The organism is Kribbella steppae (assembly GCF_004342025.1).
GTDB lineage: Bacteria > Actinomycetota > Actinomycetes > Propionibacteriales > Kribbellaceae > Kribbella > Kribbella steppae.
Genome location: NZ_SLWN01000022.1, coordinates 1 through 18,211, shown reverse-complemented (window position 1 = coordinate 18,211; position 18,211 = coordinate 1). Strand labels below are relative to the sequence as shown.

The window sequence follows — 18,211 nt, the reverse complement described above, 5'->3', positions numbered from 1 at the left end:
CCTTCGCGGTTACGCTGCCGTTGTGAGCGGCAACGTTCCCGCCTCGACCCGCACTCTGCGGGTGCTGACGTTCCTGGCCACCCAGCCCGGGCCGGTCCCGATGGAGCGCATCGCCTCCGCGGTCGGCCTGCCGCGCTCGTCGACGTACCACTTGCTGCGGGCAATGATGGACGAGGGCTTCGTGGTCCACCTGCCGGAGGAGAAGCGGTACGGGCTCGGGGTGGCCGCGTTCGAGATCGGCTCGGCGTACCTGCGCCACGATCCGCTCGAGCGGCTGGCCCGGCCGCTGCTCGTCCAGCTGGTCGCGGAAGTCGGCCAGACCGCGCATCTCGGCGTACTGCACGGGCGTGAGCTCGTCTACCTACTGAAAGAGCAGCCGCCCCGCCCGGTCACGCTCGTCACCGACGTCGGCGTACGCCTGCCCGCCACCCTGACCGCCTCCGGCCGCGCCCTGCTCGCCGAGCTGCCGCCGGCCCAGGTGCGTGCGCTGTTCCCGAGCCCGGAGAGCTTCGTACGGCGCACCGACCACGGACCGCAGTCGCTGAGTCAGCTGCGTCGCCTGCTCGCCGACGAGAAACGCCAAGGCTTCGCGGTCGAGGACGCCTTCATCAGTCCGGGCCTCTCGTCGGTGGCCAGTGCAGCCGTCGACCACGCCGGCCATCCGGTCGCCGCGATCAGCGTCACCTTCCGCACCGACGCCGTACCTCCCACCGACCGTCACCTCCTGGCCCACCGCATCCGCCAAGCCGCCACCGCCCTAACCCGCCGCCTCCACGGCTAGGTAGACCTTCTGGCGGCTATTGGGATGGTCGTTCGGCTCTGAAGACCGACCGTTGGGCGATGACCGGTTGCGAGGAAGCGGCGACTCTGGGTGAGGTAGAGGGGAACACCCCGTTTCCGCCCAGACGAAGGTGGTCCCATGCGTCGTCTCACACAGCTCGCTGCCGCTCTGGCTCTGCTTGTCATCCCCCTCGCCCCGACGGCCTCGGCCGCCCCGCCTGCCGACTGGATCGGGAGCTGGGCGGTCGCCGTCACCCCACCGGATACGTCGGGACTGTCGGCGACCGGCGTCACGGACACGACCCTCCGCCAGGTCGCCCACCTCTCGACCGGTGGCTCCGAGCTCAGGCTGCGATTGTCGAATGTCTACGGCACGACCCCGCTCGTCGTCGGCAAGGTGACCGTGACACCGCGGGAGGACAACCTCGCCGGTACGCCGACAGTCCAGCCCGCGAAGCTGGTCCCGGTGCTGTTCGGCGGCAAACCGTCGGTCACGATCCCGGTAGGTGCTGAATGGGTGTCCGACCCGTTGCGGATCGCCGTACCGGAGGACACCGACCTGGTGATCAGCACGTACTTCCCCGGTCCGACCGGTCCGCTCACCCAACACCCGGCCGGGTACGCGACCGGTTTCCTGGCCACCGGCGACCAGACCGGCGGCGACGGATCGCAGTACCAGGCGATCCCCGGCATGGCGCGCTACATCATCGAAGGCGTCGACGTGAAGAGCCGGGTGCGCGGCTCGGTCGTACTGTTCGGCGATTCGATCACCGACGGTGTGGTGTCTCCGATCGACCAGAACCTGCGCTACCCGGACCAACTGGCCGACCGATTGCTGGCCGAGCCGCCGGACCGCGAACTCGGCGTACTGAACGCAGGGATCAGCGGTAACCGTCTGCTCAACAACGCCGGTACGGCGGGTGACTCGACGCTGGCCCGGTTCGACCGGGACGTGATCGGGCAGGCCGGCGTACGGACCGTCGTACTGCTGGAAGGCATCAACGACATCGGCGGTAGCCGTGGTGCGACCGATCCAGCCGACCTGATCGCGGTGCATCGCCAGTTCATCCAGCGCGCACACCAGGCTGGGCTGAAGGTGATCGGCGCGACGCTGACGCCGTACGAAGGCGCCGGTTACTACACGCCCGAGGGTGAGGCTGACCGGCAGGCGCTCAACACCTGGATCCGGACGTCCGGTGAGTACGACGCGGTCGTCGATTTCGACAAGGCGGTCCGCGATCCGGCCAGCCCGTCGAAGATGCTCCCGGCGTACGACGTGGGCGACCACCTGCACCCGAACGCCGTGGGCTTCAAGGCGATGGCTCAGGCCTTCAACCTCAAGGAGCTCTAACCCGATTCGGCGGGATGCTCGACCTGGCGGTCGCCCCACTGCGTCATCAGACCGCGGGCGATCTCCAGGTCCTCCCGCAACGACCGGTCGGCGAGGTCACCCGGCAGGGCGGCCAGCGCGTCGGCCAACCACGGCCCGACCGCTGCCGGAGCGAGATCCTCAGGCGTAAACCCCGCAAGGCGAATCGCCCGGACCGCAGTGACCAGCTCACTCGCCAACACCTCACGCAATGCGTCGAGGAGTTGAGCCGTCAGTACGGCGGCTTGTGGCGCAAAGCTGGCGTGGTGTTCGGCGCCGCGCGAAAGGGTCGCCGTACCGAGTGTCGCGGGCTGCGCGGACGAACGGACCGATGCCAGCGCGTCGTGAGCGACGTACTCGATCATCATCACGCCCGAGCTCGCCTCCGCACCGCTGGCGAGGAACCGGCTCAACCCGGAGAACTCCGGATCGACCAGATTCGCGACGCGTGACGTCGACAGAGTCGCCACGCTGTGCAGACTCAGCCGGAGCGAGTCGAGCGCGAGCGCGATCGGCATCGCGTGCCAGTTGCCGTTGTGCAGCACGGTGTCGCCGGCCACCAACGGGTTTTCCGCGGACGCGTTGATGTCGATCCGCAAACTGTTGCCCAGCGCATCAATATGGTCGACGGCCGGCCCGAGAACCTGCGCGAAAGCTCTGAGTCCGAAGGGATCCTGGACGCGCGCCGGCCGGATCGGCAGGTCTTCGAGCAGTCCGCGCATCCGCCTCGCCACCCGGACCTGACCCGGCTGCGGGCGGGCCTCGTGCACGCGGACGTCGTACACCTCGGCGTTGCCGCGGAGTGCGACATGTGACAGAGCGCCGACCAGCGGTACGACGTTGATCAGCGTGGCGGCCTCGACGTACGCCAGGCAACACTCGGCCAACGTGATCGCGTTGCTGGACAGGAGTGGCAGCGCGCTGGTCCCGTCGACGACAGCGCCGAGAGCGAGCCCGAGCTCGGCCAGCGGGCCGAGATCGCCGGTCCCGATCGCGCCGCCCCGGTGCAGGTCGGGCAGGTCGTCATCGTTGAGCAGAGCAACGATCGCGTCGGCGACGTCCGGGTCCAGGCCCGATCCACCGACCGCGAGCTGGTTGACCCGGATCAGCAGCCCGAGCCGGACCACATCCTTCGGGTACGACGTCGTACCGGTGGTCGAATGCGATCCGAGCAACCGCGCCCCGTGCTCCGGGTCCGACGTGAGGACATCCCGATTGGCGCCGACGCCGGTCGTCCGCCCGTAGACCGGCCGATGGCGCGCCACCTCGGCGACGGCCACGGCCGACTCGCTCATCCGTTTCCTGGCGTCGTCGCCTAGCCGCACCGCAGTCCGCCGCTGCCCGAGCGCGACCGCCTCCAGCGGGGTCAGCCCAACCCCGGAAATCTCCACCGGCTCCACCCCCACAGTGTGAGCCGCACCACCCGCCGCGACACAGCACCCTTGCCAAGTCTGTGTCTCGGATCCGAGATAGGTACCGAAGGACAGGAGGTAGTCCCGGCTGCGCCGGCCCCGCCACCACGCACCCACGCCGGAGCGGCGGTTTCCAGGGACTACCTCCTGTCCTTCGGTACCTGGAATCAACAAAACAGCCCGCCGCCATCAGGCGACGGGCTGCGGGGAGGCTGGGGCTACTTGCCGTAGCGCTTCTTGAACTTCTCGACCCGGCCCTGGGTGTCCATCACGCGCTGCTGGCCCGTGTAGAACGGGTGGGTGGCGGACGAGATCTCGACGTCGACGACCGGGTAGGTGTTCCCGTCGTGCCACTCGATGGTCTCGTTGCTCTCGCGCGTCGAACCGGTGAGGAAGCTGAAGTCGCCGGACTTGTCCCGGAAGACGACCCGGCGGTAGTCGGGGTGGATGGCCTTCTTCATGCTGCGGTACTTCCTTCCAGATAAGGGGCGAACGGATCGGTCAGTGGGTGGACCGCTTCATCCGCACGCAGGACACAACCATCGAGCCGCTCCCGTAATTCCCGGATGTCCAGACCGATCCCGGTGATGGACAGGTACGACGCCCGGTCGCCGTACTCGGGATGCCACTCGAGGGCCGAGCGGGCCTGGTGCTGCTGACCGACCCCGGACCACCGGTCGGCCGGGAGGTCGGCCAGCCACGGTCCGAGCACGCCGATCGAGATGTTGGTGCCGAAGCTGTCCCAGCTGAGCCGGTTGCGGTGCTGGGTTGCGAGCCACACGGTCCCCCGGCCCCGCGCCGTACCGGCGACCAGATCCTCGAGCGCGTCGTAAAGCCGTTCGGGGTGGAACGGCCGGTCCGACTGCCAGACCAGCGTCCGCACCGGGCCGCCTTCCACCGGCGCACTGATCGATCCCGGCTCGGTCCAGGTCTCGGCCGCGTCCGGATCATGCAGACGTACGCCGAGCAGCCCGGCCGGCGTGGTCCTGATGAGCAGCTGCGGATTGATCGCCTGGACCAGCGCCCGGACCGTCTCGTCGTCGCTGCTCAGCACGGCCACGTTCGCGTACTCGAGCTGATGGGTGATCACCTCGGCGATCGCGCGGCCATCCTCCGCGGCGGTCGGGATGCCGCGGTCCTGGATCAACTGGTCGCCGGTGAGGTCGTCGATCATGGTGCCGGCGTCGACCGTGGTCACGACCGCATCCACACGCAGCTCGTCGGCGGCGTCGCGGGCGATCTCCTCGGCCAGCGCCTGGGTGTCCCCGGCGCCTGGCATCGACACGATCGCGACGTCGTACCGCTCGACCGCCGCGATACTGACCAGCAGCGCGACCAGCGAGCCGCGCATAGCGCAGGAGACGCACGGGTGACCCATCCGGATCACCTCGCGGTTGATCACCCCGCCGGCGGTCCGGGCGATCCGTACGACGGACCCGTCGGCCAGACCGCTGACGTCGTAGTCGACGAGCACTCCGGACGGTCCGGCCGCGGCGAGCAGATTCCCCGCGACGGCGGCGCGGAACGGCTCGTCGACACCCGTCAGCACGGTCACCGGTAGCATCAGCACTCCCGCCTTATTGAAAACGATAACCAGTACAACGTACACTCCGGATCGGAATAGCGGCTACCCGGCCGGTGTTGTCACCGGCGAGGGTCACCCGCCAGGTGATCCAGGAAAGGACAGTATGGCCAAGCGCAACGACCTCCGCCCGATCGTCAAGCTGCGGAGCACGGCGGGAACCGGCTTCACCTACGTGACCCGGAAGAACCGGCGGAACGACCCCGACCGGTTGGTGATGCGCAAGTACGACCCGGCGATCCGGGAGCACGTCGACTTCCGCGAAGAGCGGTAGGACGTGGCGAAGACCAGCAAGATCGCCAAGAACGAGCAGCGCAAGCGGACCGTCGCGCTCTACGCCGAGCGCCGGTCCGAGCTGAAGCGGATCATCGCCGACCCGCAGTCGACCTTCGAGGAACGCGGCACGGCGCAGCACAAGCTGCAGAAGCTCCCGCGGGATGCGAGCCCGATCCGGGTGCGCAACCGCGACGTCGCCGACGGCCGCCCACGCGGCTACCTGCGCAAGGCCGGCATCTCCCGCGTCCGCTTCCGCACCATGGCCCACCGCGGCGAACTCCCCGGCATCACCAAGTCCTCCTGGTAGTGCGGGTCAGAGGCGGTTGTAGGCCTTGAGGGTTCGGAGGGCGTGGACGGTGAGGATGCCGCGGTACTCGAGGGTGGCTGCCTGGCTCGGGGGTTCCCAGGTGATGGCCCAGCCGCCGTCGTCCTGCTGATCCGCGACCAGGCGGTCGAGGTGGCCGTTGATCTGAGCGTCGTCGAAGAGGGGGCGCCAGAAGCTGTCCGGAGTCGGGGCGAGGTGCAGCGGAGTCACGCCGTACGACGGGTCTGTGGCGTCGGCCCGGTACCACTTCAGCTTCGGCAGCCAGTCGCGGACCTGGTCGAGGTCGACCTCGGTGTGTTCCAGGAACTCCATCGCCTCGTGCATGCCGTGGGCGTCCTCCGGGAATCCCTCGGCCAGCTTCGCGGCACACCAGGCGGCGGCTCGCTCACGCCACGGGTGCTCGACTCCGAGCTTGTACAGCCGGCCGACCAGACCGGCCGTCGGGTTGATGTCGGGCTGGTAGGTCCACTCACTCATGTGCTCGGCCCGGGGGTATCCCTCGATCACCGGGGCGGCTAGCGAGACCGCACCTTCTGGGGTTGCCGTCTTGTCCAGCCAGTCGACGGCGCGCCGTACCATCTCCTCTTCCCGGGCGCCGGACGCCAGCAGGGTGTCGAACGCGACCTCCACGTCGAGCGAGAGACTGTCCGGGCAGCGCTTGTCCGGCTCCAGGCCGTGCCCGAAACCGCCATCCGCGTTCTGGTAACCGCGCAACGCGTCCACGACCCCGGCCGGGTCGGCGCCCTCGAAGATCGTGGCGAACAGGCGGCTCTCGACCAGCCGTGCCTCCCGCCGTACAAAGTCCCGACCTGCGCTGAAGATGTCCATGCCCTCACCATGGCGCAGACCACCGACAAAGTCTTGAACGAAACAGACATCAGCAGTGTGCTCAGCAAAGGCAGCCGGCTCCTGAAAGGGCATTCGTCGGCAGGTAGGTTCACGCGGTTGACAGCTCTGGCAAACGGCTGAACTCTAGGTCTAGAAGGCAGACGTTCGGAGTTCGTCGTGATCGTCATCCTGGGGCTCATCATCTTGCTCGCCGCGGTGATCATCGGCGTGGCCGGTGTTCTCGGCAACGGTGGCGGCGCGCACACGCTCACCGACGACGGGTTCGCGGTGTTCGGCTACCACGTGACAGGCTCCACCGGCACACTGTTCCTCTACGGCATCGTGGTCGGGGCGGTTGCCCTGTTCGGGTTGACCCTGCTGCTAGCCGGCGCGCGCCGCACGTCCCGCCGCGGCAGCGCGGCGCGCCGCGGGCTCAAGCAATCCCGCCGCGAGACCGCCGCTGCCAGCCAGGCTCGCGACGACCTCATCGACGAGCGCGACGCCGCCCGCGCCTACACAGCGAGCGCGCTGGGGAACGGCACGCCCCGCGGCGACAGCAAGCTCAACCCAGATGACGATCGCCGGAGCAGGCTGCACCTCTTCGGGCGCCGATCTGCTCCCCGGGAGGCCCCTGCCACACCCCAAGAGCCGCCGACCGGCCAGCCGCCCCCCGATGACCCTGGCGATCGGCCCGCCGGCGCTCAGGGTTCGAAGCGGTAGCCCATGCCTGGCTCGGTGAGCAGGTGTTTTGGCCGGGCCGGATCTGCCTCGAGTTTGCGGCGGAGCTGGCCCATGTAGAACCGAAGGTTGCCACTGGCGGTTTCGTAGCCGGGACCCCAGACCTCGGTGAGGAGCTGGCGTTGAGACATGAGCTTGCCCGGGTGCCGGACCAGCACCTCGAGCAGGTGCCACTCGGTCGGCGTGAGCCGGATGTCCTCCCCCGTCCCGAGGGTGACACGCTTGGCCGCGAGATCGACGGACGCGCCACCGACGGTCACCACCGGCTGGTCCTGGAGCATGTTGCTGCGGCGCAGTACGGCGCGCATCCGAGCCAGCAACTCGTCGATCCCGAACGGCTTGGTCACGTAGTCGTCCGCGCCGGCGTCCAGCGCCTCGACCTTGTCCGTCTGATCGGTCCGGCCGGACAGCACCAGGATCGGCGCATCGGTCCAGCCGCGCAGGCCACGGATCACCTCGACCCCGTCGAAGTCCGGCAACCCGAGGTCGAGGATCACCAGCTCCGGCGGATGCTGCCCGGCCACCTTGAGCGCGGCGGCGCCGCTGCCGGCCAGGAACACCTCGTAGCCACGCGCCTTCAGATTGATCTGCAAGGCCCGGACGATCTGCGGCTCGTCGTCGACCACCAGAACCCTGGTCATGGGGCCTCCCGGCCTGGACTGAGGAGCGGAGGGAGCGAAGCGACTGGAGTGACGAGGGAAGGCCGGGAGCCAGGGCCCCATGACCCGCCGCGCCGGAGGCGTGGCATCAATACAGTCATGGGGCCTCCCGTTCCCGGGTGCCCGGCACCGGCGCGTCGGCGGGTCGCACGGTCGCCGTCGGGATCGCGACCACCATGGTCAGCCCGCCACCGGGAGTGTCCTCCGGCTGCAAGGTGCCGTGCATCGCCTCGGCGAGACCACGGGCCAGGGCGAGACCGAGCCCGACGCCGACCGTGTTGTCCGTGTCGCCGAGCCGCTGGAACGGCGCGAAGACCCGGTCCCGGTCCTCCCGCGGGATCCCCGGACCGCGATCGACCACCCGGATCTCCACGGTGTCACCCAGGGAGCTCCCCGTCAGCAGCGGCGGCCGCCCCGGCGGCGAGTAGCGGATCGCATTCGCCACCAGGTTCGCTAGCACCCGCTCCAGCAGCGCGGGATCGGCGTCGACCAGCGGCAACGTGTGCGGTATGTCCACGATGACCTTGTCGCCGGCGTCGCCGAGTTCGGCCAGTACGCCGGGCATCACCTCGTCCAACGCCATCGGCCGAGTGAACACAGGCAGTACGCCGGCTTGCAGCCGACTGAGGTCGAGCAGGTTGTCCACGAGGCGCGACAGTCGGTCGAGCGACTCGTCAGCAGTCTCCAGGAGCTCTGCCCGCTCGGACTCGCTCCAGTCGACGTCGTCGCTGCGGAGGCTGGTCACGGACGCCTTCGCCGAGGCCAGCGGCGACCGAAGATCGTGGCCGACCGCCCGAAGGAGCGCCGTACGCAGCTTGTCCGCTTCGGCCAGCGGCTTCGCCTCCGCGGCGGCCTCACTCAGCCGGGCCTTGTCGACCAGAGCGGCCGCGTGGGCCGCGAACGCCCCGACCAGCCGGCGTTCGTCCGCGGCCAGTCGGCGGCCCTGCAGAACCAGAACCAGGTTGTCCCGACCGGGGATCTCCGCATCGCCGTCCTCGGGCCGGCGGCAGGTCGGCGTACCGGCAGAGGCAATCGGTCGCCAGATCTCGGTCAGCTCGTCGTCGTCCACCCGCTCCATCAGCACCGCGCCGGTCATCCCGAAGGCTTCCCGGACCCGTTCGAGCAGGGCGGGTAGGGCCGTCTCACCACGGAGAACGGACCCGGCCAGCGTGGCCAGAGTCTCGGACTCGGCGACCGCCCGGGCCGCCTGTCTGGTCCGTCTGGCCGCCCGGTCGACGACCGAGCTCACCATCGCCGCGACCAGCACGAAGATCGCCAGAGCCAACGCATTGTTGATCTCGGCGATGGTGAACGTCCGGGTCGGCGGGGTGAAGAAGTAGTTCAGTACGACGGTGCCACCGACCGCGGTCAGCAGCGCGGGCCACAGACCGCCGACGAGGGCGACCACGACGACCGCCAGCAGGAAGGCGAGCACGTTGCTGGTCAGGTTGAGGTGGTCCCCGCCGAGCCCGAGCAGTAGCGCGAGCAGCGGCGGTAGTACGACGGCCAGCACGAAGCCCTCGATCTTGCGGCGCCGAGACAGGCTGCCGCGCAACCGGGGTAGCCGGCCGCGGCCCATCTGGGAGTGGGTGACGATGTGGACGTCGATGTCGCCGGAGTCGCGGATCGTGCTTGCGCCGATCCCCGGACCGGTCAGCAGCGACCCGAACCGGGACCGGCGGCTACCGCCCAGCACCAGTTGGGTGGCGTTCTCGGCCCGGGCGAAGGACAGCAGCGCGGCCGGGACGTCGTCACCGACCACTTGGTGATAGGTGCCGCCGATGCTCTCGACCAGGTTGCGCTGCTCGGCGAGGCGTTTCGGGTTCGCGCCGGTCAGGCCGTCGGAGCGGGCGACGTGCAGTGCGAGCAGGTCCCCACCGGAGGACCTGGCGGCGATGCGGGCGGCACGCCGGATCAGTGTCTCGCCCTCGGGACCGCCGGTGAGGGCGACCACCACCCGTTCCCTGGCTTCCCAGGTCGAGTCGATGTCATGTTGAGCACGGTACTGCTGCAGGCCGGCGTCTACCCGGTCGGCGAGCCAGAGCAGCGCGAGTTCACGCAAGGCGGACAGGTTGCCGACCCGGAAATAGTTGCCCAAGGCAGCATCGATCTTGTCCGCCGCGTAGACGTTGCCGTGGGCCATCCGGCGGCGCAGTGCCTCCGGCGTCATGTCGACCAGCTCGATCTGGTCCGCGGCCCGGACCACCCGGTCCGGCACGGTCTCCTGCTGCGGTACGCCGGTGATCTTCTCGACCACGTCGTTGATCGACTCGAGGTGCTGGATGTTGACCGCCGAGATCACATCGATGCCGGCGGCCAGCAACTCGTCGATGTCCTGCCAGCGCTTCTCGTTCCGGCTGCCCGGCACGTTGGTGTGCGCCAACTCGTCGACCAGGGCGACCTCCGGCCGGCGGGCCAGGACTGCGTCGACGTCCATCTCGGTGAAGCTGGCGCCGCGGTAGTCGATGATCCGCCGCGGCACCAACTCCAGGTCTTCGAGCATCTCGGCGGTGTGCTGCCGGCCGTGGGTCTCGACGAACCCGACCACCACGTCGGTGCCCCGGGACAGCCGCCGCTGCCCCTCGCCCAGCATCTTGTAGGTCTTCCCGACGCCGGGCGCGGCACCCAGGTAGACCCGCAGATGCCCGCGGCCGCCACTGCTCATGCCTCCATGCTCTCAGCTAGCCGCTAACGCGTTGTTGAGCGTGACCACGTTGACTCGTGGTTCACCGAGAAAGCCCAGCGTGCGACCCTCGGTGTTCTCCTTCACCAACTCCTGGACCTCCGCCACCGGCAGCCCGCGTTCCCGCGCGACCCGGTCGACCTGCAGAGCGGCGTACGCCGGACTGATGTGCGGGTCGAGGCCACTGCCGCTGGCGGTCACCGCGTCCGGCGGGACCTGGGACGGATCCACACCCTCGAGTTCCGCGACCGCCTGCTTCCGCTCCTCGATCGCCGCGAGCAGGTCGGCGTTGTTCGGGCCGTAGTTCGACCCCGCACTGCCCATCGCGTCGTAGTCGACCGCGGACGGCCGGGTCTGGAACCACTTCGGGTCGGCGACCATGATCGCGTTGCCGTCGGCATCCTTCTTTCCGCTGTCTTGGGTGTACGCCTGGCCGATCAGGTCGGAGGCGACGTCCTTGCCGTCGACCTGGACGATCGAGCCGTTCGCGTTGTCGTGGAACACCGCCTGGGCCACGCCGGTCATCACCAGCGGGTAGCCGAGACCGAGAACGACGGTGAAGAACAGCAGGGCCCTGAGCGCGACCCCGAACTGCCGGGCCGAGCCGGGGAGATTGCTTGCCATGAACACTTACCTTTCAGCGGATGCCGGGGATCAGTGAGATCACCAGGTCCAGGAGTTTGATCCCGATGAACGGGCTGATCAGGCCACCGACGCCGTACACGAGCAGATTGCGTCGCAGCATTGCCGACGCCGAGGACGGCCTGTACCGCACACCGCGCAGGGCGAGCGGCACCAGCGCCACGATCACCAGCGCGTTGAACACGATCGCGGACACGATCGCCGACTCCGGCGAGTGCAGCTGCATGATGTTCAGCGTGTCCAGCCCCGGGTACGCCGCCGCGAACAGCGCGGGCAGGATCGCGAAGTACTTGGCCACGTCGTTCGCGATCGAGAACGTGGTCAGCGATCCGCGGGTGATCAGCAACTGCTTGCCGATCTCGACGATCTCGATCAGCTTGGTCGGGTTGGAGTCGAGGTCGACCATGTTGCCGGCCTCCTTCGCGGCCGACGTACCGGAGTTCATCGCCACGCCGACATCTGCCTGTGCGAGCGCCGGCGCGTCGTTGGTGCCGTCACCGGTCATCGCGACCAGCCGGCCACCCTCCTGCTCCTTCTTGATCAGCGCCATCTTGTCCTCGGGCGTCGCCTCGGCCAGGAAGTCGTCGACCCCGGCCTCCTCGGCGATCGCCTTCGCGGTCAGCTGGTTGTCACCGGTGATCATCACGGTCCGGATGCCCATCGCGCGCATCTGGTCGAACCGCTCCCGCATCCCTTCCTTGACCACGTCCTTGAGGTGGATGACACCGAGTGCGCGCGCCGTCCCGTCGATGCTCTCGGCAACGACCAGCGGCGTACCACCGGAGGCCGAGATGCCGTCGACGACGGCACCGAGCCGCGGGGTGGTGGTCCCGCCCTGGCTGCTGATCCAGGCGTTGACCGCGCCGGCCGCACCCTTGCGGACCTGCCGGCCGTCCACGTCCACGCCACTCATCCGGGTCTGCGCGGTGAACTCGACGAACGTTGCGTGCGGCAACTCTCCGGTGTGCCGCTCGCGCAAGCCGTAACCGGTCTTCGCCAGGACGACGATCGATCGGCCTTCCGGCGTCTCGTCGGCGAGGCTGCTCAACTGCGCCGCATCCGCCAGCGCGGTATCCGTCACCCCCTCGATCGGGATGAACTCCGCCGCCTGCCGGTTCCCCAGCGTGATCGTGCCGGTCTTGTCCAGCAGCAGCGTGTTCACGTCACCCGCGGCCTCGACCGCCCGACCCGACATGGCCAGCACGTTGCGCTGGACCAGCCGGTCCATCCCGGCGATCCCGATCGCGGACAGCAGCGCACCGATGGTGGTCGGGATCAGGCAGACCAGTAGAGCCACCAGGATCACGATGCTCAGGTTGGTCTTCGCGTACGTCGCGAAGGTCGGAAGCGTCACCGTCGCGACCATGAACACGATCGTCAGGCTGGCCAGCAGGATGTTCAGCGCGATCTCGTTCGGCGTCTTCTGCCGCGACGCGCCTTCGACCAGCGCGATCATCCGGTCGATGAAGCTCTCACCGGGTTTGGTGGTGATCTTCACGACGATCCGGTCCGACAGCACCTTGGTGCCGCCGGTGACCGCACTGCGGTCGCCACCGGACTCCCGGATGACCGGAGCCGACTCGCCGGTGATGGCCGACTCGTCGACGCTGGCGACACCTTCGACGACGTCACCGTCGCCGGGGATGATCTGGCCGGCCTCGACCACGACGAGGTCGCCGAGCTGCAACTGCGTCGCCGGCACCTCCTCCTCGCGGTCGCCGACCAGCCGCCGGGCAGTGGTCTCGGTCTTGGCCCGCCGCAGCGTCTCGGCCTGGGCCTTGCCCCGGCCCTCCGCGACCGCCTCCGCCAGATTGGCGAAGATCACGGTCAGCCAGAGCCAGACCACGATCCACCAGACGAACACGCTGGAGTCGGTGACGGCGAAGATCGTCGATGCGACCGCGCCCACCTCGACCACGAACATGACCGGATTCTTGACCATCACCCGCGGGTCGAGCTTGCGCAGCGCGTCCGGCAGGGAGGTCGGCAGCATCTTCGGGTCGAACAGACCCGACGGTGCCTTCTTCGCCACCTTCTCCGCTGTGTCCTTCTTCGGGACAGGAGCAGGGGTCTTCACGAGCGCGGTCACAGTCCCTCCGCGAGGGGTCCGAGGGTGAGAGCGGGGAAGTAGGTCAGCCCGGTGACGATGAGCACGACACCGACCAGCATCGTCACGAACAGCGCCTTGTGCGTGGGCAGCGTGCCCTGGGTCACCGGCACCGGCTGCTGTCGCGCGAAGGAGCCGGCCAGCGCGAGCACCAAGACGATCGGCACGAACCGGCCGAGCAGCATCACGATCCCGAGGGCGGTGTTGTAGAACGGGATGTTCGCGCTGATCCCGGCGAACGCGCTGCCGTTGTTGTTACCGGCCGAGGTGAACGCGTACAGCACCTCGGAGAAGCCGTGCGGACTGTCGGTGTTCCAGATCGAGGCCCGCGCCACCGCCAGGCCCATCGCAATCGAGGCACCGGCCAGGACCAGCGTCGGCGTGGTCAGGATGTACAGCGAGACGAGTTTCATCTCCCGCGCGGTGATCTTCTTCTTCAGGTACTCCGGTGTCCGGCCGACCATCAGGCCGGCCACGAAGACCGTCAGGATCGCGAGCACCAGCATCCCGTACAGCCCGGTGCCCGTGCCGCCTGGCGACACCTCGCCGAGCATCATGTGGAAGAGCGCCGTACCGCCGCCGAGTGGGGTGAACGAGTCGTGCATCGAGTTGACCGCACCGGTCGACGTACCGGTTGTCGATGATGCGAAGAGTGCGGACGCCCATTCGCCGAAGCGGGTTTCCTTGCCCTCCGTCGCGGCGCCCGCGGCCTGCGTCGCCGTACCGGCGCCCTGGTTCTCGAAGAAGGTGGTCGCGAAGGTGAAGGCCGCCCACAGGATGCCCATCACCCCGAGGATCGCGTAGCCCTGCCGCTTGTCCTTGACCATCAGGCCGAAGGTGCGCGTGATGCACACCGGGATCAGCAGCAGCAGGAAGATCTCGAACAGATCGGACAGCGGGTTCGGGTTCTCGAACGGGTGCGCCGAGTTCGCGTTGTAGAAGCCGCCGCCGTTGGTGCCGAGTTCCTTGATCACTTCCTGGCTCGCAACCGGGCCGCCGGGAATGGTCTGCGTCTGGCCGACCACGGAGGTGACCTCGTGCCCACCGGATAAGTTCTGTACGACGCCCGTCGCGACCAGCACCAGGGTGCCGACGATCGCGATCGGGAGCAGGACACGCAGCACGGTCCGGGTCAGGTCGACCCAGAAGTTGCCGAGCCGGTCGGTCCTGCTCCGGGCGAAGCCGCGGATCACCGCGATCGCGACGCAGATGCCGACGGCCGCGGAGAGGAAGTTCTGTACGGCGAGGCCGGCGAACTGGACCAGGTGGCCCATCGTGACCTCGGGGACGTACGACTGCCAGTTGGTGTTCGCGACGAACGACGCGGCCGTGTTGAACGCCAGTCCGGACTCGACCCCGGGCAGATCATTCGACAGCGGCAGCTGAGCCTGGAGCCGCTGGAGCAGATAGAGCAGGACGAGGCTGAGGGCTGAGAAGGCGATCACGGACCGGGCGTAGACGGCCCAGGTCTGATCGGCCCTCGCGTCGACGCCGAGCAACTTGTAGGCGCCGCGCTCGATCCGCAGGTCCTTGTCGGACGTGAAGACCCGGGCCAGGTAGCCCCCCAGCGGCCGGTACACGGCGGCCAGGAGCGCGACGAGGAGGCCGACCTGCAACAGGCCGGCTGCGGTGTCGGACATCAGAACCTCTCGGGGAAGATCAGGGCGGCGACGAGGTAGAGGACCAGGGCCGCGGCGACCACCAGGCCGGCGATGTTCTCGGCGCTCACAACTTCTCCACTCCACGCAGCGCGAACCAGACGGCCGAGAAGACGACGACGGTGACAGCGAGGTAGACCACGTCAGACATGGCTGCACCACCTGACGCAGGACAGTGCTTGATGATGAGCTCGCTTCGCTCGTTCATTGCTCATGAGCCCACTGCACACCGCTCGCTGCCTGCTCAGGAGCGTTCTCACAGGCCTCTCACACCGGCTCTCGCAGCTCTCACAGACCTCTCACGGGTACTGATTCCGGACACGACTTCGTCTGGGCCCGCCGAGTCCGCATACTTACGCCTGGCAATCACGCCCCCACAGACAGACAAGGGAAGAACAGCTAGTGACTTCAGTGGACGAACAGCCGATCACGGCACCTGCAGAGCAGTTCTTCTCCGCGGAGACCCGGGAGTCGCTCGCGGAGGCGAGCCGCCGGCTGGCGGAGCGTCTCCAGGCCCACACCGAGGCCCTGCTGGCGATGACCGGCGACGAGGAGCAGGCCGCGCTCTACGAGCAGAACGCCGCGCTCGAGGAGCTCGTCGAGGGCTGGAACGACGCCGTCTTCGAGCACACCGGTACGGCGCCGCTGCTGCTGGAGGACAGCGCCGACGACGAGGACGAGGACGCGGTCGAGCAGGACCACGTGATCAGCGTGGTGTCCCGGTTCGACCTGCGCGTGGTCGACCTGGACGTGCTGATCGAGGCCGGCCGGGCCGCACAGGAACGGCACCCGGCCGAGCTGGACGAGGGCGGCGAGCAGGAGCCGGTGGACTCGGCCGAGCAGGCGATCTACGAGATCAGCCGTGAGGTCGGCGAGGCGTGGTTCGAGCTGCCCGGGACCGAGATGGTGGCCGGCGCGCGGGCGTACGTCGTACCGGAGCACCCGTTCGAGCCGCTGGACGCGGACGCCGAGGACGTCGTCACCGAACTCATCGCCCCGAACGGCGTCGCCACCCACGCCGAAACCTGGGCCTAGATCAGCAGCTCACCGTCCAGGGTGGTGACCGCGTTGCCGCTCAGGTAGACGCGATCGCCGGCCGCGGTGACTCGCAGAACCCCGCCTCGGGCGGACGCCTGGTAGCCGACCAGTTCGTTCCGTCCGAGGCGCCCGGCCCAGTACGACGCCAGCGCGGTGTGCGCGCTGCCGCAGACCGGGTCCTCGGCGATCCCGGCGACAGGCGCGAAGAACCGCGACACAAAGTCGAAATCGTGAGCCGGCGCCGTCACGATGGTGCCGCGATTGTGGTCGCGCCGGTTGACCACCTCGAGCCCGCCGATGTCCGGCGTGAGCTCCCGGAGGGCGGCCTCATCCGGCAGGACAACGAGTACGTCGGTCAGCGCGCCGGTGCTGTGGACACTCTCCGGCTTCGCGCCGAGCGCCTCGGCCAACCCAGCCGGTGCGTCGATCTCCGTCGTACGCGAGATCGGGAAGTCGAGGGTGATCCTCTCGCCCAGTGCGGCCGTCAGGATCCCGCTCCGCGTGCTGAACCGGACCTTCCCGCTGACCAGACCGTCGCCGGCCAGCACATGCGCGGTCGCGAGCGTCGCGTGTCCGCACATGTCCACCTCGATCGCCGGCGTGAACCAGCGCAGATCCCAGTCAGCGTCGGCCTGGCCCGACGGTCGCACGAACGCGGTCTCGGACAGCTTCATCTCCGCCGCCACCGCCTGCATCCAGTCCGCCTCGGGCCACTCACCGGCCGCCAGCACGCACACCGCCGCCGGGTTCCCGCTGAAGGCACGCTCGGCGAACGCGTCGACCACTCTGATCCTCATACGCCGAGACGGTAGGTCGGCCGCAGCACCGACTCCATAGCCACCCATGATCGAGTGGACATCGAACCGAACGACAGGAGGTACTCGGGGGTGAGGCGCCGCCAGGCCCTCGACTCCCGCCTGAGCACCCCCATCAGGCCTGTCCCAGTCCGGATACCTCCTGTCGTTCGGTACCGTCAGGCCATCGCGACGGCTTCGATCTCCAGCAGCCAGTTCTCGGCGTAGATGTCGCAGATGATGATCGTGAGGGCCGGCGCGTGGTCACCGAGGACCTCCTCGCGGATCTTCGAGTTGAGCGTGCGGAACTGCCGGTCCGACAGGTACGTCGTCACCTTGACCAGGTTCCGCACTCCCATGCCCGCCTCGGCGAGCACCGCGAGCACGTTCCGCCAGACCATCCGGCACTGCGCCTCGAAGCTCTCCGGCACCCGCCCGTGCTCGTTGCCCCACGGCACCTGACCGCTGACGAACACCATCCGCTGGGCACCGTCCACCTGCACGCCGTGCGTGTAGTTGCCCGCGGCCGCCGGCAGGATCGCCGGGTTCAACGGCTCGATCGCAAGCTTCGCCATCCGTGAATCCCCCTCCACTCCATTTGTTCCCGCCCCCGGGTGTCAGTCCTGCACCATGTTTACCCTGCCTACCCACAACCGCCCACCCACTACCCCCGATCGATGACCAACCGACAAACAAGTGACATGTCGGCGGATAGGGTCGCCAGGTGGAACACACGGTCGAGCGACTGCTGGGAGTCCGGGTCGTCGAGCGAGTGGACCTCGGTAGCAGCGAACTGGCGCCGGTGGCGAGGCTGATCCTCGATCGTTCGTACGACGGGATCGGGCCCTGGGCGAAGGCGGTTCGGTCCGCAGAGCCTCGCCTCCGAGGGCGGTGAAGCCCGCGGACCCTCGTGCGTCGGTTGCTAGCCCTGATCCCGCCGCTGCTCGTTGATACGCAGCGCTTCGGCGAGCTGGTCTTCCAGGATGATGATCCGGCAGGCCGCCTCGAGCGCGGTGCCCTGGTCGACGAGCTCCCGAGCGCGGGCAGCCAAGCGCAACTGGTAGCGGGAGTATCGGCGGTGGCCGCCCTCGGAGCGTTGTGGGGTGATCAGTTTCGCCTCGTCCAGGCTCCGCAGGAATCCCGGTGTGGTGCCGAGCATGTCCGCGGCGCGGCCCATCGTGAAGGCGGGGTAGTCGTCGTCGTCGAAGTTGGCCGGCCCGGCCGGCGGGGTTGAACTCATCGGGGTCTCCGTGTGCAGGTCTGGGGTCATCGAACCTCCATGCCGAAGGGCCCCGGTGCCGAAGCACCGGGGCCCAGGGG

Annotated in this window: 21 protein-coding genes; 7 read left to right on the top strand and 14 right to left on the bottom strand. The window is 68.7% G+C overall.

All coding sequences use genetic code 11. The features are described from left to right. The first annotated feature begins 22 nt into the window (after window positions 1-22). Together EV652_RS40730 and EV652_RS40725 are read left to right on the top strand one after the other, a co-directional pair. A complete protein-coding gene (locus tag EV652_RS40730) occupies window positions 23-781 on the top strand; it encodes an IclR family transcriptional regulator (RefSeq protein WP_132215807.1) in 759 nt (252 codons plus the stop codon). A gap of 138 nt (window positions 782-919) precedes the next feature. Beyond that, window positions 920-2,131: an SGNH/GDSL hydrolase family protein gene (locus EV652_RS40725; protein ID WP_132215805.1), complete on the top strand. Its 1,212-nt coding sequence runs from the start codon at window positions 920-922 to the stop codon at window positions 2,129-2,131. Here EV652_RS40725 and EV652_RS40720 read toward each other — a convergent pair. The 3 genes from EV652_RS40720 to EV652_RS40710 all read right to left on the bottom strand — a co-directional run bounded on the left by EV652_RS40720 (window position 2,128) and on the right by EV652_RS40710 (window position 5,125). Then, complete coding sequence (locus EV652_RS40720; RefSeq protein ID WP_242002310.1) at window positions 2,128-3,540, bottom strand: aromatic amino acid ammonia-lyase; 1,413 nt, start codon at window positions 3,538-3,540, stop codon at window positions 2,128-2,130. The genes EV652_RS40725 and EV652_RS40720 overlap by 4 nt on opposite strands. Before the next feature lie 239 nt (window positions 3,541-3,779). Continuing rightward, window positions 3,780-4,022 carry a type B 50S ribosomal protein L31 gene (locus EV652_RS40715; protein WP_132215799.1) on the bottom strand — a complete coding sequence of 81 codons (243 nt, stop codon included), beginning with the start codon at window positions 4,020-4,022 and terminating at the stop codon, window positions 3,780-3,782. Continuing rightward, window positions 4,019-5,125, bottom strand: a complete 1,107-nt coding sequence (locus tag EV652_RS40710; RefSeq protein WP_132215797.1) for a CobW family GTP-binding protein — start codon at window positions 5,123-5,125, stop codon at window positions 4,019-4,021. Before EV652_RS40710 ends, EV652_RS40715 begins: the two co-directional genes overlap by 4 nt. Window positions 5,126-5,249: 124 nt before the next feature. Here EV652_RS40710 and rpmG point away from each other — a divergent pair, with 124 nt between their 5' ends. Beyond that, a complete protein-coding gene (gene rpmG / locus EV652_RS40705; protein WP_132215794.1) occupies window positions 5,250-5,417 on the top strand; it encodes a 50S ribosomal protein L33 in 168 nt (55 codons plus the stop codon). A gap of 3 nt (window positions 5,418-5,420) precedes the next feature. Next, window positions 5,421-5,726: a 30S ribosomal protein S14 gene (gene rpsN, locus EV652_RS40700; protein WP_132215791.1), complete on the top strand. Its 306-nt coding sequence runs from the start codon at window positions 5,421-5,423 to the stop codon at window positions 5,724-5,726. Between the two features lie 6 nt (window positions 5,727-5,732). Here rpsN and EV652_RS40695 read toward each other — a convergent pair whose 3' ends face one another. Then, window positions 5,733-6,572 carry a hypothetical protein gene (locus EV652_RS40695; RefSeq protein ID WP_132215789.1) on the bottom strand — a complete coding sequence of 280 codons (840 nt, stop codon included), beginning with the start codon at window positions 6,570-6,572 and terminating at the stop codon, window positions 5,733-5,735. A 177-nt stretch (window positions 6,573-6,749) separates the two neighbouring features. Between EV652_RS40695 and EV652_RS44950 the strand changes: the two genes are divergently transcribed. Next, window positions 6,750-7,292, top strand: a complete 543-nt coding sequence (locus tag EV652_RS44950) for a hypothetical protein (protein WP_199238689.1) — start codon at window positions 6,750-6,752, stop codon at window positions 7,290-7,292. Here the strand turns inward: EV652_RS44950 and EV652_RS40685 are convergent. The 7 genes from EV652_RS40685 to EV652_RS44365 form a co-directional block, all read right to left on the bottom strand. Continuing rightward, the gene (locus EV652_RS40685) at window positions 7,274-7,951 is read right to left on the bottom strand and encodes a response regulator (protein ID WP_132215786.1); all 678 of its coding nucleotides are present in this window, start codon (window positions 7,949-7,951) and stop codon (window positions 7,274-7,276) included. The genes EV652_RS44950 and EV652_RS40685 overlap by 19 nt on opposite strands. A gap of 115 nt (window positions 7,952-8,066) precedes the next feature. After that, window positions 8,067-10,634, bottom strand: coding sequence for a sensor histidine kinase (locus EV652_RS40680; protein ID WP_132215783.1), 2,568 nt, complete (start codon window positions 10,632-10,634; stop codon window positions 8,067-8,069). Window positions 10,635-10,646: 12 nt separating this feature from the next. Next, entirely contained in the window at window positions 10,647-11,276 is a 630-nt protein-coding gene (kdpC, locus tag EV652_RS40675; RefSeq protein WP_132215780.1) for a K(+)-transporting ATPase subunit C, read from the bottom strand. A gap of 13 nt (window positions 11,277-11,289) precedes the next feature. Continuing rightward, window positions 11,290-13,326, bottom strand: coding sequence for a potassium-transporting ATPase subunit KdpB (kdpB, locus tag EV652_RS40670; RefSeq protein ID WP_132216044.1), 2,037 nt, complete (start codon window positions 13,324-13,326; stop codon window positions 11,290-11,292). Between the two features lie 53 nt (window positions 13,327-13,379). Continuing rightward, window positions 13,380-15,041 (bottom strand): potassium-transporting ATPase subunit KdpA, encoded by a 1,662-nt coding sequence (gene kdpA / locus EV652_RS40665; RefSeq protein ID WP_132215777.1) that lies wholly within the window; start codon window positions 15,039-15,041, stop codon window positions 13,380-13,382. Further along, window positions 15,041-15,130 (bottom strand): K(+)-transporting ATPase subunit F, encoded by a 90-nt coding sequence (gene kdpF, locus EV652_RS40660; RefSeq protein ID WP_130442715.1) that lies wholly within the window; start codon window positions 15,128-15,130, stop codon window positions 15,041-15,043. Before kdpF ends, kdpA begins: the two co-directional genes overlap by 1 nt. Further along, complete coding sequence (locus EV652_RS44365) at window positions 15,127-15,267, bottom strand: hypothetical protein (RefSeq protein ID WP_158441528.1); 141 nt, start codon at window positions 15,265-15,267, stop codon at window positions 15,127-15,129. Before EV652_RS44365 ends, kdpF begins: the two co-directional genes overlap by 4 nt. A 194-nt stretch (window positions 15,268-15,461) precedes the next feature. On the opposite strand from EV652_RS44365, the gene EV652_RS40655 reads away from it, so the two are divergent. Further along, window positions 15,462-16,094 (top strand): hypothetical protein, encoded by a 633-nt coding sequence (locus EV652_RS40655; protein ID WP_132215774.1) that lies wholly within the window; start codon window positions 15,462-15,464, stop codon window positions 16,092-16,094. Here the strand turns inward: EV652_RS40655 and EV652_RS40650 are convergent. After that, complete coding sequence (locus EV652_RS40650) at window positions 16,091-16,894, bottom strand: PhzF family phenazine biosynthesis protein (protein WP_132215771.1); 804 nt, start codon at window positions 16,892-16,894, stop codon at window positions 16,091-16,093. The two genes, EV652_RS40655 and EV652_RS40650, sit on opposite strands and share 4 nt — an antisense overlap. Window positions 16,895-17,070: 176 nt before the next feature. Next, window positions 17,071-17,466, bottom strand: a complete 396-nt coding sequence (locus EV652_RS40645) for a RidA family protein (protein ID WP_132215768.1) — start codon at window positions 17,464-17,466, stop codon at window positions 17,071-17,073. 149 nt (window positions 17,467-17,615) lie between these two features. Between EV652_RS40645 and EV652_RS44360 the strand changes: the two genes are divergently transcribed. Continuing rightward, window positions 17,616-17,786, top strand: a complete 171-nt coding sequence (locus EV652_RS44360) for a hypothetical protein (protein ID WP_158441527.1) — start codon at window positions 17,616-17,618, stop codon at window positions 17,784-17,786. A gap of 27 nt (window positions 17,787-17,813) precedes the next feature. Here the strand turns inward: EV652_RS44360 and EV652_RS40640 are convergent, their stop codons facing one another. Then, window positions 17,814-18,131, bottom strand: coding sequence for a MerR family transcriptional regulator (locus EV652_RS40640; RefSeq protein ID WP_132215765.1), 318 nt, complete (start codon window positions 18,129-18,131; stop codon window positions 17,814-17,816). Between the last annotated feature and the right edge of the window lie 80 nt (window positions 18,132-18,211).

Coding starts and splice junctions, on each gene's coding strand:
- EV652_RS40685 (WP_132215786.1), bottom strand. CDS start 7,951: ATGACCAGGGTTCTGGTGGTCGACGACGAGCCGCAGATCGTCCGGGCC.
- kdpC (WP_132215780.1), bottom strand. CDS start 11,276: ATGGCAAGCAATCTCCCCGGCTCGGCCCGGCAGTTCGGGGTCGCGCTC.
- EV652_RS40695 (WP_132215789.1), bottom strand. CDS start 6,572: ATGGACATCTTCAGCGCAGGTCGGGACTTTGTACGGCGGGAGGCACGG.
- EV652_RS44365 (WP_158441528.1), bottom strand. CDS start 15,267: ATGAACGAGCGAAGCGAGCTCATCATCAAGCACTGTCCTGCGTCAGGT.
- EV652_RS40725 (WP_132215805.1), top strand. CDS start 920: ATGCGTCGTCTCACACAGCTCGCTGCCGCTCTGGCTCTGCTTGTCATC.
- EV652_RS40650 (WP_132215771.1), bottom strand. CDS start 16,894: ATGAGGATCAGAGTGGTCGACGCGTTCGCCGAGCGTGCCTTCAGCGGG.
- kdpA (WP_132215777.1), bottom strand. CDS start 15,041: ATGTCCGACACCGCAGCCGGCCTGTTGCAGGTCGGCCTCCTCGTCGCG.
- EV652_RS40640 (WP_132215765.1), bottom strand. CDS start 18,131: ATGAGTTCAACCCCGCCGGCCGGGCCGGCCAACTTCGACGACGACGAC.
- EV652_RS40710 (WP_132215797.1), bottom strand. CDS start 5,125: ATGCTACCGGTGACCGTGCTGACGGGTGTCGACGAGCCGTTCCGCGCC.
- EV652_RS40715 (WP_132215799.1), bottom strand. CDS start 4,022: ATGAAGAAGGCCATCCACCCCGACTACCGCCGGGTCGTCTTCCGGGAC.
- EV652_RS40645 (WP_132215768.1), bottom strand. CDS start 17,466: ATGGCGAAGCTTGCGATCGAGCCGTTGAACCCGGCGATCCTGCCGGCG.
- EV652_RS40680 (WP_132215783.1), bottom strand. CDS start 10,634: ATGAGCAGTGGCGGCCGCGGGCATCTGCGGGTCTACCTGGGTGCCGCG.
- rpmG (WP_132215794.1), top strand. CDS start 5,250: ATGGCCAAGCGCAACGACCTCCGCCCGATCGTCAAGCTGCGGAGCACG.